This is a genomic window from Deltaproteobacteria bacterium (assembly GCA_016874735.1).
In the GTDB taxonomy this organism is placed as follows: Bacteria; Bdellovibrionota_B; Oligoflexia; order Oligoflexales; family CAIYRB01; genus CAIYRB01.
This window is the reverse complement of record VGTI01000005.1, coordinates 18,410-33,192: the sequence shown is the minus strand read 5'-3', so window position 1 is coordinate 33,192 and position 14,783 is coordinate 18,410. Positions and strand designations below refer to the sequence as shown.

The window sequence follows — 14,783 nt, the reverse complement described above, 5'->3', positions numbered from 1 at the left end:
GTTATAACCGTGGCTCAATCCACTCTGGGACTAGGCGTAAAAAATATGCGAGCGCCACAAAGCTCAGGAAGAAATAGCTGCCCACTTTGAGGCATGTTGTCCCTGAAATGGTGCTTTGCCGCTGTCCAAGATAGATTCCTGTGACGATGATATTCCCAAGTATTATGAGTGCAATCAGCTTTGCCATAGTAGTAACCTCTCGTCACTCGACGTGGATATAGTCACCGCGTTCGAGCAGAAAGCGATCTAATTGATCTTTGCCGCTAAGTAGTTTGTAAAAGGTCGTTGCATAGCGCTGGACTACGCCATTGCTACTTGATCTCAGCAAAACCACGCGCCCACTGGCAAAGCGTGTTAGACCCCCAGCGATGGCTAAGCCTTGAAGTAACGTGGTGCTGCGCTGCAAATTTATCTCGCCGGGGCGCCCAACTTCGCCCGAAAAATAAACTTGGAAACTGTCACGGCCAGCAACATTGACCGTGACGATTGGATTTTTAACAAATGGCTTGAGAGCTTTCTGTAAAGAGTCTGTAAGCTGCATGCTGGTCCGGCCGGCTGCAGTGACAAACCCCACTAACGGCATGGTCAGCATGCCCGTGGGCGAGACGACATAGGTTCCGGTGAGATTATCCTGGCCAAAGACCTTTACATTAATCTGGTCATTGGCGCTGATGACGTAATCTCCGACGCGATTGAATGTAGATCCCGACAGCGCCTTAGAGAGATCCTGGGCTGGCACTGCGGCAGTGCAACTAACTATGAGTTGTACTGCGATGCCTAGAACCAGCAAGCCTAAATTGCACGAGGTCCGATGCCTAGGTTTTAAGCTGCGCATGGCTTACCCCTCTCTCCGTTTGAGACAATGCTCGTATCGACATGCCTATGATGAGTCCGGTGATTGCTGGCAGGCGAAAGAATGCTAGCCCTAAGTCCGCCCAGCAATAGATTAACCAGCGTACGATCATCCCCCAGCCAATAAACCCCAGGAGACGCGCGCCGTAGGCTTGCCCCTTCCGACTGAGGCGCAGACACACCCCAATCCCGATGGCTGCAGTGGTTGCAAAAGCTGCAAGAGTCAGGGGACCGCCATGGGACCATAAAAACAAAATATTGTTATGAGGCACGATTTCGTAGAGAGGATAGACGGTAGAAATATCGAGTAACGGCATGTAGCGAGCCAACGACACGCCGAAGCCCCGTCCTAATAGCGGTTGATCCATAATCGAGCGATAATTGTTATAGTTTTCGACGTCACGATAGTCAAACTCCCCCGGGGGCGGAGGATTTATAAAGCGCTTCACTGGCCGTGAGAGAGCACCTAGTGGTCCAGGTGTATCCCAGGTAACGAACACCACACTAGCTGCGGCAGCGCCGAGAGCTATGGCTACCACTAAGTGACGAAACTTCACTGCTTTCCGATATAAAAGCGGAATCAGCAGAACAGTCAAGCCAAGTCCGATATATGAGGTCCTTCGTAAATTTAAGACATAGGGACCGATCATCATCAGAGCGGTTAGGAGTGCCACCATGTCATCACCGAGGTGGCGCCTCTTGTGCCACCATGTATAACTGATAAAAACCATGGCCATGGCTATGGACTCGGAGGTGATGTGTTCCATCAAATATTCGCGTGTTTCCAGTTTAAGTCCAAAGTCGAAAATAAATACGTACCAGGCCTCAAGACATTTAAAGACCACGGCAACGGTAAGTAATGTAAAAAGACGCGTCGCCTGTTCAGGAAGGTCATAGACGCAGTAGCCTAGATAAAGCCATGCCCCCAGTACTGGTATGAATCTGTTTTGGGTGAGAGCCATAGACAGGTCTTGGCTATGCCAAAGTCCATAGCTAACGGACGCCAGGCAAGTGAGTGGGAGCATGAAAACCATTGCGGGCATGAGCCCAGCATGTTTTACGGTCGCATGGTCTGCTTTAGTCATCCGTCGATAGACAAAGAGGACGCCAGCCGTCGCAATAGTCAGTATCTCAAAGGTCGTAAACTGGAGCCCTGGAATCTCAAGTAGACTTTGCCACCGGTCAAAGAGTAGAGGACCGAGGAGCTCACTTAAAGGCGCGCCCTCGTAAAAGGGATTATTGTAGCTTTCATCAAAAAAAATAGTGCACACAGCAAAGGCACTGATGACGGCAAAAGACCTCAGCTGCAAAAGATTGGGCAACAGAGAAAAAATGAGAAGCAGCAAGAGCGGAATGCATGCCTGAGCGGTGCCCATGGGACCAAAACTATAGCTAATCATCGACACCGCTGCGGTTAAGACAGCTGCCAATGCTAGAACTAGGTCTCGTCCAAAAATTGCCATGGTTTCAGCTGCCAACCAAAATGAGGCCGCGTAGTCGCGATAGATCCGTAGCGTTCATTAAGGTTCGTAAGGAGGTATATGTGGTCAGATTGCAGTCAACACAGATAAACACGTCAGACGCTTCGTAAATGAGGGAATTGTTGATGACTACCTGCTCTGGCTCACGGCCGCGGACCAAAATGTGTGGGTAGTTTTTGCCTAGTGCTGCAAAGAATCGTGAGAGCTGCTCCCCGGTGTAGGGGCCATTGGTTTTGTCGTCACTTAATACGAGATCGAAAAGACGCTGTGAATTTCGTGAAATGCGCACATCCTTCCAGGCAACCTTGCCGTTCAGGAAATCGCTAAGTTTGCAAGTCGGTAACGACTCGCGCATGACATCTCCGATAGGTTTAGTTTGATTGCAGTCAAAAAACAGGGTGGGTACGGCTGAGTCTGATGCCTGCACGTTAGCAAGATTGAGATGAAATTTATTGAGTGAATCACTTATTGAAGCGTCAAGTAAAAGGACCGTCCTGCCGTGCAGCAACTTTTGCATTGAGCCCACGGCATAGCGGCAGTCAGAAATCTCTACCCCATCTTTTTTTACCGTGATCTCAGCTACAACAGGTACACCGGTCGCTATGAATGCGCGCCACCCGTCACGCACCAAAGGGCTTGAAAGTTCTCGGATGATTCCTGCGCAGAGCGCAAAAATTAGAGCGATCACAAAAAATACGGCGGCGTATTGACGCAGCTTGCGCAGGTCAGATGTGAGATCATAACTAGCTGGCAGGACCGTGCGCAGGCGAGTCCTTAGTGCTGGTGATTCAGCCTGTCGCGACAAGTCCATTTCTTGAAGATTCAGTTCGTTGACGCGATCAGAAAGGTTAGGAACAAAGACACCACCCCGTAGGCCCATCTCGTCCTCTTTACCCTCGCCGATGTCTACCTTCATGCCTAGTTTGCGTTGCGCAGAGCGCACGTCACTGAGTTGTTGACGAAGTGCGACCAGCCGTGAGCGCAGCACGCGATCGTCAAGGCCACGTCCTAGAGCTCGTATCTCTTCTTGCTTTGCGATCACATCAGGGTGCGATGGTTGGAGTCGCGTAATAAGACGTGCCAGCTCTGACTCCAGTGTCGCTCTTGATGCAGATACACGTGCCTTTTCCTGGTCAATCTCTGCCTTTACGATCTGAATTTTGTCGATGATCTCCGCCTCTTGGTCGCGCAGCAGATCTTGTTCAGACCTGGTCTGAGCATTTTCTGTGGCTTTTTTCTCGACATCAATACGCATGTTGTCATCAAGGGCTCGACTGACATCATGGAGATAACTTGCAAAAAGCTCATGCTGACGTCTGTATGACTCGGCTTCAAAGCGTAATTGGCTCTGTATAAACTCTTCCATCAGAGTGTCGGCTAGCTGCCGCGCATGTAAGGGATCGCGAGCAGTTGTAGTGATTTGGAGGAAATTCTTGCGATCATCAACCGTTATTTTGGCCGTTTCTTTGAGTCGGTGCACTACTTCTTCGCGGAGCGTCATGTCGTCGGTTGGTACAGCCACTGGCTCTGGCGTTAACATCCGTCCGAGTGGTGGTACTAAATCGGCTAGCGTTTTTCGCCACGGAGCCGGTGCCATGAGGCGCGCTGGCAGGCCAACCTCCTGCGCTACTTGCCAGAGGAAATCGCTATCAGCGAGCCTGGTGCGGAATGCTTCAGCAACCTGACCAAATCGTGGGAACAGAGGATCCCTTTGTCCCCCCTCAAAGCTCCCGCGATCGTCATAAAATGCCACAACACTTGATGTATAGCTCGCTGATTGAACCCATGCGATAAAGATGGCTATGGGTAGTAAGATAGCGACGATCAGCATCATGAAGGAACGCTGGCGTTGCCAAAATTTTCGCGCATAGTCACTGCGATTGGGGGCGACACTATTTAGTTTTTGAGGGCTCGGGTGGAGAATTCCCTGGGCGTCTTCTTGGCTCATGTTGTGATCCAAAGGAGTGGAGATACTGGCGGATTCATACTGGGGCTAAAGATCGGCTATGGCTAGTTCTTCCAATTATACTGGATTCATGTTCCGGAAAGGATGGGCAAGTTTTGCCCTATTCTGATTGTAAAAAATGCCGTGATCCCATTCAGAGGATCACGGCAACTGATAGCTAAACTTCGATTCTAAATGCAGTCGATCAGTCCAGAGTCGCTTGTGGCGCGTATACGGCAATCTGATCTAGACGCCATCCGGCGGCATTGACGGAGTAATCTGAAACCAGACGGAAGCGCACTTGTAGCGATTCGCCTCCGGCAAGGAACTCAGACACGTCGTACATCTTGGTGGTCCAAGCGCTTTGACCTGAGATCTTATCGACAAGCTGCCAGGTGGAGCCGTCTTTACTTACCTCGACGTAGCCAAAGTCAAAGCCCTTCTCGATTTCGTTCCAGGTGTCGAAGGTTAGGAGGGCTTTGCCGCCTTTGACTACCACTGGATCTAACGTCAATGCAGCGTTGGTGTTTTCTTTGTATTTACTGTCGATGCTGTTCGAGGCAAAAACTTTCTTGTTTTTGCTAGGGTCAGTTGCCAGATTCCAATTACCCTCTGTTTTGACCTTGTCTAGGTTTTTGGCGTCGTTGAAGTAGACAGCTTTGACCGGCTGTGTAGCGTAGGCAATCGACTCAGATATAGGACCGACGATACCGATCAGGTTAACCGCTTTAACTGCTGCGTAACCGTGGCTGTTGAGGCCTAGTCCACTGATCTCCGCTGTTACTACTGAGCTGCTGGTCATGTTTTGGCGGTGGCTGACGCGGCGGGCCGCCTTCCAGTCGTCTTCTGTCAGGATGGGACGATCGGAGAACCTTACTTCGTAGCGTTTGGCCGGTGCTTTGGTGCCCTCGTCTTGGGCTGCGATCCACGTTAGTTTAACGGTGGTGATACCAGCCGCGTTAACGGCTAGGTCGTCGACGGCTGTGGGCGGGTATGGATCGTCAACTAAAGCAGCTGCAACATTAAGGCGGCCGCCGCTTATGGTTTTGCCCGTGAGTGCGGGAACTAGATCGGCGGTATTCACTAGACGCGACTTGATCTCAGCGGCTGTTGCGTTGGGATATGCTGCTTTGATCAGAGCAGCGGCGCCAGAGACATGGGGTGTGGCCATGGAGGTTCCGCTCAAGCGAGTGTAACCACCGCTTGGTATGGAGGACACGATATTGACGCCGGGTGCCGCTAGATGGACCGAGCTTAGGCCGTAGCACGAGAATCCAGCAAGTTGATCGCGGTTATCAGTAGCTGCTACGGCGATGACGTTGTCGAGGTTGTAGGAAGACGGGTAGTGGGGAGAGTTATCGTTATTGACGCCGTCGTTGCCGGCAGCGGCGATGAATAGCACGCCTTTAGCGTTAGCAGCTTGGATGGCCGCTTTCATCGTCTCAGAAAAGCCGCCTCCGCCCCAGCTGTTGCTGGTCATCGTGACACCTAGAGCTGTGCCGTATTCGATCGCTTTCGTGGCGTCAGCTAGTGAGCCCGAGCCGCTGGCATCAAGGAACTTAATGCCTACTATGGATACGTTCCAGTTCACACCGACGACACCGACACCGTCGTTGCCACGAGCGCCAATGGTCCCTGCTACATGGGTACCGTGCTCGTTGTCGTCCATGGGGTTATTGTTACCGTCAACGAAGTTCCAGCCGCGGAAGTCGTCGATATAGCCGTTGTGATCATCGTCGATGCCGTTACTAGCTTTGTCTTTGCCGTTAGCGTCGACACCGGTTTCACCCGAATTTGTCCAATAATTGGGCTTGATGTCGGGATGATTGTAATCGACCCCCGTGTCGATGATACCAACGAGGACCTTCGATGAGCCGGTGGTCTTTTCCCAAGCTTCCGTGGCTTTAATGTCAGCTCCGGCGATGCCGCCACCGCTGCCGGTGTTTTTCAAGCCATAAAGATCACCAAAGCGGGGATCGTTTGGTAGGACCTCATAAGCACGCAGGATTGTATTGGCTTCCACGTACTCGACCTCAGGGCTCTCGAGCAGCGACGCGGCGCGGTCGATGAGCATAGCCTCTGTGGGCTCCTCGTAGAACTCTATGAGTTGGGCACCGTTAGACTTGAAGGTGTGCAGTGCGTGGGCGCCCATGGAGCCAAGAAACTGCGATTGAGCTGTGAAGTCAAAGCTGGGTTTAAACTTGACGATGAGTTGTCCGGGTATATGTTCTTTATCGAGGTTGGCCGGCTTTGCCATGCTAATGGTTGCGTTCAGGATGCAACCAACCAAAACGAATAAGCCGCGACTGACCCATCGTGCCATAGTCATCCCCTTAATAAACATCTTTAGGTGTAGCTAAAGTATAAACCGCTCATGGCCGCATGGCCACCTTGGCACGCCCGAAATTGGGGTCGAGATGTTTTGTATTTAAGCGCTAAGAAAACAAAAAGCCGGCTGTAACGCCGGCTTCTAAAAAACGCATTAAGGGAAAAAAACTTTGTTACCGTGCCATCCGGCGGCGTGCCGCCTCATACTTAAGGATGTCGTCTGCATCAACGCTCTCACCGTCACCATCGGCCTCGGCAATCAGCGTTAAGCTGCGGAACATCCGGTCACCCTTATGATCTTTCAGCTTCTCTTTGTGTTTTTTCAACTGTGTGGCCAGCTTGTCGGACAGTTGATCGATCGAGGCATACATGTCAATCGAAGTGTGTTCGACCTCGATGCCAAAGCCATCGCCCGCATCCAGACTCACGTGCACTGTGTGCTGGTGGCGGATTACTGAAAAGGTCACATGGGCTGCGATAGGCTTGGTCACGAACTTGTGAATGCGCTCCGTCAGTTTCTGCTCGGTGTAGTTCTGTAATGCCTCTGAAGTTTCCATGTGCTTGAAAGAATAGAGAAATTGCATCGTTCAACCTCCGATCGGGTTCAAGAAACAAAATACCCGGTCGCACCGCGCCGGGTATTTCTCGCATAGGATTTAATTTTGACTACTGATCTTGACATGTTAGAGCTCGCCATGCACAGCACCACTTGCACTTCCATCTCAGTCATCGGCTGAATCAGCCGGGGCCTTTAATAAAAAATTTACTCCGCCTTTGATGAGAGCCATCTAAATGTCGCGACCATCACGTTAATTTGATACAAATCAGTGCGTTACGATTTTTCATGCGGACATCTAAGGTGGCTGCCTAGGCTTCAGCGTGTTGGTCTGCTATTTGAGGGGATGCCAATTTTCGGTGGGATGAGAAGCCGCATCGGCGCGTTGTCTGTGAGTGAGTTGAGAGGATGAATCTGGAGCCTAGTCGCGACAAGTCTACACAGCTGCGGGCCGAGATCGAGCACATCTCTTATCGTAACGATGAGAACGGCTGGACGGTGCTCCGCATCCGTAATTGCAATGACCAATCTCAGGTCACGGCTACGGGGTTTTTTGCCGCTGCCCACCCTGGGGCTCAGTTTGAGTTTGTCGGTAATTGGTCGCGGCATCCCCAGTACGGGTTGCAGTTTAAGATTGAGCGCATGGTCCCAGTGCGACCTGATACTGCGGAGGCGCTCGAGCGCTATTTAGCTTCCGGATTGATCAAGGGCATAGGGCCCAAGACCGCGACCAAGATCGTCGCTAAGTTTGGCAGTGACACGTTACACGTGCTTGATCATGAACCGCAAAGACTCAGCGAGATTCAGTCCCTGGGTACCAAAAAGCGGCTGCAGATTATCGAATCTTGGCGCGAGCAGAAATCCGTTGCGGATGTCATGCTGTTTCTCAGTACGCACGGTATTTCGCCCCTTTTTGCCGCGCGGATACGGCGGCACTACGGTGGCGATGCGATTAAAATTGTATCGGCCGATCCCTACCGGCTGGCTAATGACATTCAAGGCATCGGATTTATTGCTGCCGATCGCATAGCGCAAAGTATGGGCATCGCCGGTGACTCGGTTGAGCGATTGCGCGCGGCAGTTATTTATCAGCTACAACAAGGGGAAGAGCGCGGTCATTGTTATTTGACGACAGCTCAGCTGATAAGGGCCTTAGTCACCACGCTCAATTTGACGGAAGCTCAGGTGCTTCAACGTTTTTCCGTGGCATTGGCGGATCTTGCGGATCTTGGTGCTATTGCGCCAGAGACGATGACTATCGATAATGACGACGATAATGGCCCCAAAAAAGAACTCGTTTACTACCGGACTGAACTCCTGGTTGCAGAGTGGAATGTGACCCGTGTAGCTCGGAAGCTACTCGCCAGTGATCTCCCCCATGACATGGATCGCATCGACGCCTGGTTGTCGCGGTACGGCGAAGCCTCAGGCACCGTCCTTGCCGATGAACAGCTAGAAGCGGTGCGCAAGGCAGCGTCGCAGCGGTTATTCATTTTGACCGGTGGCCCAGGTGTGGGCAAGACGACCACGGCCAATACGATCATCAGACTGCTCAAAGCTATGGGCAAGACGGTCGCTTTGGCAGCACCGACCGGCAGGGCCGCACAGCGGTTGACCGAAGTCGCGGCGACGCCGGCGCGAACGATTCATCGCCTCCTTGAGTGGCTGCCCCATTTGCACAGCTTTGCACGAGACGAATCTAATCCCCTGCCTGTCCAGGCGGTGATCGTCGACGAGGCGTCGATGCTCGATATCCGTCTTGCTGACGCGCTGATCAGGGCCGTGCCACCGACGGCACAGCTGATTCTGATCGGTGACGTGGATCAGTTGCCTTCGGTGGGACCAGGTAATGTGTTGCGCGATCTAATAGACTGCGGCGACATACCATGTGTGCGCTTGCAAAAGGTGTTTCGCCAGGCGCAGTGTTCACGCATTATTCAGACGGCCCATGCTATCAACAGTGGTGGTGTTCTGCATGTCGCCAGTTTAGGACGCGACAGTGACTGTCAGTTTGTCGAGGTCGAGAGCGGCGAAGATATTAGGACCACCATTCTGGACCTGGTGGAGCGTCAGTTGCCGCGGGTTTATGGTTTCAATCCCATAAGTGACGTCCAAATACTCACGCCGATGAATCGTGGTGAACTAGGTACCGTATCGTTGAATGAGGCTCTGCAAAAATCGCTTAACCCAGAGGGGCAGGGTAAGCGTGAATATAGGCGTGGCGGTCTCATGCTGCGTCAGGGTGACAAAGTAATCCAAAGCGCCAACAACTACGATCTCGGCGTTTTTAATGGAGACATTGGCTACGTCGTTGATACGCGGGTCGATGGTGGACGGCTTCTCGTTGAGTTTGGCGACGATAAGGTGGTGGCCTACGATGATGAACAAGCGCAGGAACTGCGACTGGCCTATGCCATCACGGTGCATAAATCACAGGGTAGCGAATTTCCTGTTGTCGTCATTCCTTGCACCATGCAGCATTACGTCATGCTGCAACGTAATTTAATGTACACAGCGCTGACGCGAGCGAAGAAGCTGGCCATTTTTGTCGGTTCAAGCAAGGCATTACAGCATGCCATTGGTAATCAGACGAGTGGTCAGCGGCAGACAGGACTCAGTGCTAAACTTAGAGAGACTCCGTGACCAGCCAAGTTAGCCTCAGTCCCGCGGCGAAAGTTATCGGCGGAATTGCTGCCTTTTGGACTCTAGCAGCGACGCTTTTACCGGTCGTGCAGGATGAGGCCTATTATTTTGCATGGGCAAAATACCTCGATCTCGGCTATTTCGATCATCCGCCCGTGGTGGCTTGGATCGGGTGGCCTGCTAATTTCGCAGCGCGTTCGTTCCTCATTGCGCGACTCGGTACTCTGGTTACGAGCGTGCTGACTCTATGCGCTACGCGCCGCCTCCTCCGTATCGTCGGCTTAAGCGCTGGATGGGCACAGGCCACGGGTTTGCTGCTCGCGTTTGGCAATCTGATGGGTTTGGCTTACGGCTTTATTACTACGCCGGACACGGCACTACTGCTGGCCTGGGTTTTAGCTGTGTCGGAAGCCGCACTTGCGCTACGCGGCGCGGAGTGGCGCTGGCTAACAGCGGGTCTGGTCACCGGACTTGGTCTTTGGTCCAAATATATGATGCTCCTGATTGGTCCCGTATTTTTGTGGGCTCTGGTGGCGCAGTTGCGTCAACAAGGGGGCACTCGTCGGGGGCTGCGTGGACCGTGGCCCTATGCTGGCGGTCTCGTTGCCGCCTTGGTCATCGCGCCGCATCTCTATTGGAACGCGCAACATGACTGGATAACCATTCGTTTTCAGGCACGGCATGGTTTTGCGAGCGAACACCTTGGTGTAGGTGCTGCGACTCACTTGCCAGTGCCGCAGGCGGCAAAACCGGGTAGTGCCGAGTGGGAATTGGGCAAATATTGGGGTGATCTCCGCGAGAGTGAGAAGAAGATCGATGCCGCGCCCAAACCGTATGACGATGTATTGAAGTCTCTTAATCGCTATGTGGGTTATTACGGGAGTCAGATTGCTGCGTGGGGGGGGCTCCTAGGAGCTGTCTACGTATCTATGCGCCGCCGTGACGGGGATAAAGATGCGCACACTGGCGAGACGATTTATCCCGAGCTCAAGTCTCTCATGATCGCGGCAACGGCTGTACCTCTCATCGTGTTCGGCTTGATTAGTTTGGGATCGAAGGTGGAAGCTAACTGGTCTGCCATGTACCTTTTAACTGCCGCTGGGCTGTTGACCCCTCACTTGAAATATAAATCTAAATTTGTTTATTTTGGCCTGATGGCCAACTTAGCTGTGATCTTACTTTTGCTCGTTCATGCCCTGACCGGGTTATTACCAGTCAGACCAGACCGTGACCGGTTATTGGCCGAGACCCATGGCTATGCAGCGCTAGCGGCGCGATTGGATCAGCTCGAGCGTCCAGTCTACGCTGACAGCTATCAGATCACGGCTATGGCCAACTTCTATGGCCATTCTCGGACGCTTAAGCAATGGCCGGGTATTACACGAGATTCGGAGTTTGTCCGGCGGCCTGAAATGGCTGGCGGCCAGGATGTGTCGTTACAAAAAGCAGGTGGTTTTTGGTTAGTCACAACCGACCTGCCACGCACCGTAACTGGCTACGTGGCCAAGGAAATGATGCAGCTTAGGGATTGCAAGGACGGTGAGCTTCAGGTAATCAGCTCGTCTGAACCCCGTGAGTCAGCCGATCGCTGCGCTAGGCCGGTCCATCAGTGGTACCTAGTGCGATACGATGTGGCCCTGCATCGCGGGTAACTTTGGGAGCTAGCAGCGTTGCAGAACTACCGTCAGATTATCTGCAGTACTTACAAATCTCTCGAACAGCCTGATTTCAGCTTCGTCAAGCGAGCCTTCGGCTCACGTCCTTACGACCCCATGATCAAGCGGCTCCGTGATTTTGCCGTGATCGAAGAATTGGTTGAGGCCGAAGATGACGTCTGCTTCAGCTATCTCGTGCGTGGACAAAACGCCATGTGGCGCCTGGATCTTTCGATCGTTGGCCCCTTTGGCATTTTCGTCCGCGTCAAGGCGCGGGTGACCGGTGATGACTTCCTTTACCCCGGCCGCTTTGATTTGACCGGGTTTGAAGTCAAGTTACTCGAGATGCTACGCTCTGCTGGCATCAAGCTTATGACCACCGAAGAACTCAACGTCGAAATGCCCATGACGTTGTATAATACGGATAGACACAAGGTGCGTCTTTACCAAGCGCTCTTTTCGGACCGGGAGCTACCTCCATGGGAAGTGTGACGATCGCGAAGGTGCTGGTGCTGGTTTTGACCCTAGGATTTTCGATTAACGAAATGGCGCGCGGCAAGCGCTTCATGCGCAATTCGCAGCGTACGCGCCGTCCGGCCAGAACGTACGACTCCAACTAGCGTAGCAGCCAAGCGGGAGCAGGTTTTAGGGTTTGGGCGCTAAGATCGACCCAAGGTAGATATCTTGCTCCTGGCCTGTGAAAGGCCCGCGTACCAGTTTACGGTCGATGAGGAATTTCTTGATGGCGTGTCTCGCGTAGCGAATGTTATGGCGCTTGAGTATTTCGTAGCAGCCAAACATCATGTGTTCTGCAGTTTGAAGGCGTTTGGAGGCGTTAAATTGCAAGCACTGTTTCAGTAACTTAACCATCATGGCGTTCAGCGCGCGATCGGTGATGTTGAGTCGGTCGAAACTAATTTTTCGCATCGACTGAAGGATTTTTTGGCGGTCAGTCAAACCCGGCACCGCTTTGCGTCCAGCAATCATTTCATACAAGATCAATCCAGCGCAGTAGATATCCGTTTGCGGGCAAATCGCTGCTTCGGATATATGCTCGGGCGAGTAGTAGCCTGGCGTCCCAATCATGTAGTTTTTGTAGTCCTCGATTTCTACCTGACAAGAGAGCCCAAAGTCCGTCACCATCACGCGCCCGCTGCGATCGATCAGAATATTTGACGCCGACAGATCTGAGTGAATGGTGTCGTGAAGATGAAGGTGATCGATACCCTTCATCATATCGATAATGATACTCAGGGCGATGAGCGGTGGCACTAAACCGGCTTGTTTGATGAAGGAGTGTCCAGACCAGCCTTCGACAAACTCCGTCACGATAAAACAGTTTGGCGGTTCGAAGTAGCTATCTAAATACCCAACCACGTGCTTGTGATGCATGCCAGCCATGATTAGGAGCTCACGGTGAAAAATACCGAGAAATCGCCTGTTCTGCGCGTATTTATCGTGCAAGACCTTGACTGCGACGGTCCCGCCAGTTCTCTCATCAATGGCACGAAACACGCGTCCGAGGCCGCCTACACCGACTTCTTCGATGATGCGGTAGTTTCCGAGTTTCTGCGGCATTTTGCTGTTGGCTTGCGACAATTCCGGTAAACCTATGGTTGTCGCCGGAAGGATGATCCTCCTGGCAACCGATTTATCGGGAGATTCAGCCAGCTAATGAGCGCTCACTGCCGAATTTTATTTGGTAACATGCCCAAACACAGACACAGATCTCAATTAATGCGGGTGTTTACGATAGCATTGTCGGGATGTCGTCTAGTCCCCCGGTAGCCAATTTTTCATAGATTTCAGGGGCGATCTCGTCGGCATAGTAGCCCAAAATTCCAAGAACACGCCCTAATGTCTCCAGGCCGAAATTATTGGTTAACACCTGGCACGACAGACTGACTTCGCCTAGCTCAGAGACTGCGATTTTGGCTAGCTGTAGACGACTGTTAAGTTCTAAGAGCTCACGACTAAGCCCATGGTCCCGAGGTGAGTCGACCAAGAGATCGATCAGCGGGCGCACCTCGAACGACACGCAGGTTTGACTTAGTCGAATGCTCAGCGGGAAATAGCGCTGACCGCCCTGAAATCCCGTATGCCACTGCTGCTCGTCAACCTTCTCATAAGACCAGCCATAGTCTTGTAGCATTGACTCAAAATCTTGTGCGGTAAGTTGTTGCATCCCCAGCCGCCCGTGAAGAAGATTGATAATCTCTAAACGCTAACTGTTTGGCGAGCGCTGGTCAACGACAGAGCACGGTTTCGACTAAAACTTCATTTCTTTAATTTCGTCTACGACGTCAGTCTCAGCGGTGGTCCTTTGCAGCTCACCAACCAAAATACCTTGTTTAGGCGTCATATGGCGCCGAGCCGCCTCAAGATAAGCGATCTGTACCCAGCTAGCTTGTTTGGCCAGCAATGCTGCCAGCAAGTCGGTATTTGCTGGGATGTATTCCTCCACAACGCCCTGGGCCTGCTCCGCTAAGGTCAGATTGCGCGAGACGGCGAAGTAGAAAAGGTGCTCAAAACCCACGGCGCCGGCCGTTGGCGGGTAGGATTTCATGTGTTTCAGAATGGCCATGGCCGTATAGAGATTGATGCTTGAGAGCGTGAGCTGTCTGAGTTCCTCTGCTTTAGGGATTGATAAGTAGAGGAGGAAGTCGTCGGATGCCCGTTTGGGATCGAGATGAATCATGGCCTGGGCAAACTCTTCGTCGCCCTTAGACATGAGACCGACGCGCATCATGGTGTATGCACTGTAGAGGTGGTTAGCGCGCACGGCATTAGCCATTTGCGGGATCATGATATTCTGCTCTTCACCCTCCGCCACGGCTCGGGACAACTCGATATCGATAACCTTAGCAAGTGCTGCAGACGGTTTTACGGCAGCTAGTTGCCACCCAAGCTGCTGTGCTAAATTACGCCCCGATCCGATGAGTTCACGAAAGAAGTCGGGCGCCAGGGGCACTGGCATGGCTACGTACAGGTGACCGGCGTTAATGAGCTGGGTATGGTCATAAGTGGCGAGATTTTTGTGCAGCATGTCTCGCACTATATCTGCCGCAGCGACACCCTGCTCACGCCTTTTAACCTCTTTCTTTACTTGCACAAGTGTATCGCCACCGTAATCGACAGCCGCCTTGAGGGCCTGGTCCAGCGGAATTTTGTCGTTAATAGCTGGTGGTGGCGGTAGTGGCTTCCGCTCCGTTTCCTGCGTCTGACTGTCCGTTGTCTTGCAGGCGGTGGGGAGGGCTGTCAAAGCTACGGCAAGTAGTAACATAGAGGCATACTTCATCGTTTACTCCCAGGTCATTTTTGAG

The 14,783-nt window shown here is 52.4% G+C and carries 12 protein-coding genes; 3 read left to right on the top strand and 9 right to left on the bottom strand.

Annotated elements, in window-relative coordinates; translation table 11 throughout:
* Position 1: 1 nt before the first annotated feature.
* The 6 genes from FJ146_04895 to raiA form a co-directional block, all read right to left on the bottom strand.
* Positions 2-187 carry a hypothetical protein gene (locus FJ146_04895; GenBank protein MBM4251284.1) on the bottom strand — a complete coding sequence of 62 codons (186 nt, stop codon included), beginning with the start codon at positions 185-187 and terminating at the stop codon, positions 2-4.
* Between the two features lie 15 nt (positions 188-202).
* On the bottom strand, positions 203-835 hold the full coding sequence (locus tag FJ146_04890; protein MBM4251283.1) for a hypothetical protein: 633 nt from the start codon (positions 833-835) through the stop codon (positions 203-205).
* Positions 816-2,315 carry a hypothetical protein gene (locus tag FJ146_04885; protein MBM4251282.1) on the bottom strand — a complete coding sequence of 500 codons (1,500 nt, stop codon included), beginning with the start codon at positions 2,313-2,315 and terminating at the stop codon, positions 816-818. Before FJ146_04885 ends, FJ146_04890 begins: the two co-directional genes overlap by 20 nt.
* A gap of 4 nt (positions 2,316-2,319) precedes the next feature.
* Positions 2,320-4,281: a hypothetical protein gene (locus FJ146_04880; GenBank protein MBM4251281.1), complete on the bottom strand. Its 1,962-nt coding sequence runs from the start codon at positions 4,279-4,281 to the stop codon at positions 2,320-2,322.
* Positions 4,282-4,483: 202 nt separating this feature from the next.
* Positions 4,484-6,622 (bottom strand): hypothetical protein, encoded by a 2,139-nt coding sequence (locus FJ146_04875; GenBank protein ID MBM4251280.1) that lies wholly within the window; start codon positions 6,620-6,622, stop codon positions 4,484-4,486.
* A 157-nt stretch (positions 6,623-6,779) separates the two neighbouring features.
* A complete protein-coding gene (gene raiA, locus FJ146_04870) occupies positions 6,780-7,190 on the bottom strand; it encodes a ribosome-associated translation inhibitor RaiA (protein MBM4251279.1) in 411 nt (136 codons plus the stop codon).
* Between the two features lie 380 nt (positions 7,191-7,570).
* Between raiA and FJ146_04865 the strand changes: the two genes are divergently transcribed.
* Genes FJ146_04865 through FJ146_04855 form a run of 3 tightly spaced genes read left to right on the top strand, consistent with a single transcriptional unit; the run spans position 7,571 to position 11,952 of the window.
* Positions 7,571-9,805 (top strand): ATP-dependent RecD-like DNA helicase, encoded by a 2,235-nt coding sequence (locus tag FJ146_04865; protein ID MBM4251278.1) that lies wholly within the window; start codon positions 7,571-7,573, stop codon positions 9,803-9,805.
* The gene (locus FJ146_04860; protein ID MBM4251277.1) at positions 9,802-11,457 is read left to right on the top strand and encodes a glycosyltransferase family 39 protein; all 1,656 of its coding nucleotides are present in this window, start codon (positions 9,802-9,804) and stop codon (positions 11,455-11,457) included. The genes FJ146_04865 and FJ146_04860 overlap by 4 nt, the downstream gene beginning before the upstream one ends.
* Before the next feature lie 18 nt (positions 11,458-11,475).
* Positions 11,476-11,952: a hypothetical protein gene (locus tag FJ146_04855; GenBank protein ID MBM4251276.1), complete on the top strand. Its 477-nt coding sequence runs from the start codon at positions 11,476-11,478 to the stop codon at positions 11,950-11,952.
* A 153-nt stretch (positions 11,953-12,105) separates the two neighbouring features.
* Here FJ146_04855 and FJ146_04850 read toward each other — a convergent pair whose 3' ends face one another.
* The 3 genes from FJ146_04850 to FJ146_04840 form a co-directional block, all read right to left on the bottom strand.
* The gene (locus FJ146_04850; protein MBM4251275.1) at positions 12,106-13,059 is read right to left on the bottom strand and encodes a serine/threonine protein kinase; all 954 of its coding nucleotides are present in this window, start codon (positions 13,057-13,059) and stop codon (positions 12,106-12,108) included.
* 148 nt (positions 13,060-13,207) lie between these two features.
* The gene (locus tag FJ146_04845) at positions 13,208-13,645 is read right to left on the bottom strand and encodes a hypothetical protein (protein MBM4251274.1); all 438 of its coding nucleotides are present in this window, start codon (positions 13,643-13,645) and stop codon (positions 13,208-13,210) included.
* A gap of 84 nt (positions 13,646-13,729) precedes the next feature.
* Complete coding sequence (locus FJ146_04840) at positions 13,730-14,758, bottom strand: hypothetical protein (protein ID MBM4251273.1); 1,029 nt, start codon at positions 14,756-14,758, stop codon at positions 13,730-13,732.
* Between the last annotated feature and the right edge of the window lie 25 nt (positions 14,759-14,783).

Excerpts from the sequence above, each read along its gene's own strand:
- FJ146_04895 (MBM4251284.1), bottom strand. The coding sequence starts at position 187 with ATGGCAAAGCTGATTGCACTCATAATACTTGGGAATATCATCGTCACA.
- FJ146_04890 (MBM4251283.1), bottom strand. The coding sequence starts at position 835 with ATGCGCAGCTTAAAACCTAGGCATCGGACCTCGTGCAATTTAGGCTTG.
- FJ146_04885 (MBM4251282.1), bottom strand. The coding sequence starts at position 2,315 with ATGGCAATTTTTGGACGAGACCTAGTTCTAGCATTGGCAGCTGTCTTA.
- FJ146_04880 (MBM4251281.1), bottom strand. The coding sequence starts at position 4,281 with ATGAGCCAAGAAGACGCCCAGGGAATTCTCCACCCGAGCCCTCAAAAA.
- FJ146_04875 (MBM4251280.1), bottom strand. The coding sequence starts at position 6,622 with ATGTTTATTAAGGGGATGACTATGGCACGATGGGTCAGTCGCGGCTTA.
- raiA (MBM4251279.1), bottom strand. The coding sequence starts at position 7,190 with ATGCAATTTCTCTATTCTTTCAAGCACATGGAAACTTCAGAGGCATTA.
- FJ146_04865 (MBM4251278.1), top strand. The coding sequence starts at position 7,571 with ATGAATCTGGAGCCTAGTCGCGACAAGTCTACACAGCTGCGGGCCGAG.
- FJ146_04845 (MBM4251274.1), bottom strand. The coding sequence starts at position 13,645 with ATGCAACAACTTACCGCACAAGATTTTGAGTCAATGCTACAAGACTAT.
- FJ146_04840 (MBM4251273.1), bottom strand. The coding sequence starts at position 14,758 with ATGAAGTATGCCTCTATGTTACTACTTGCCGTAGCTTTGACAGCCCTC.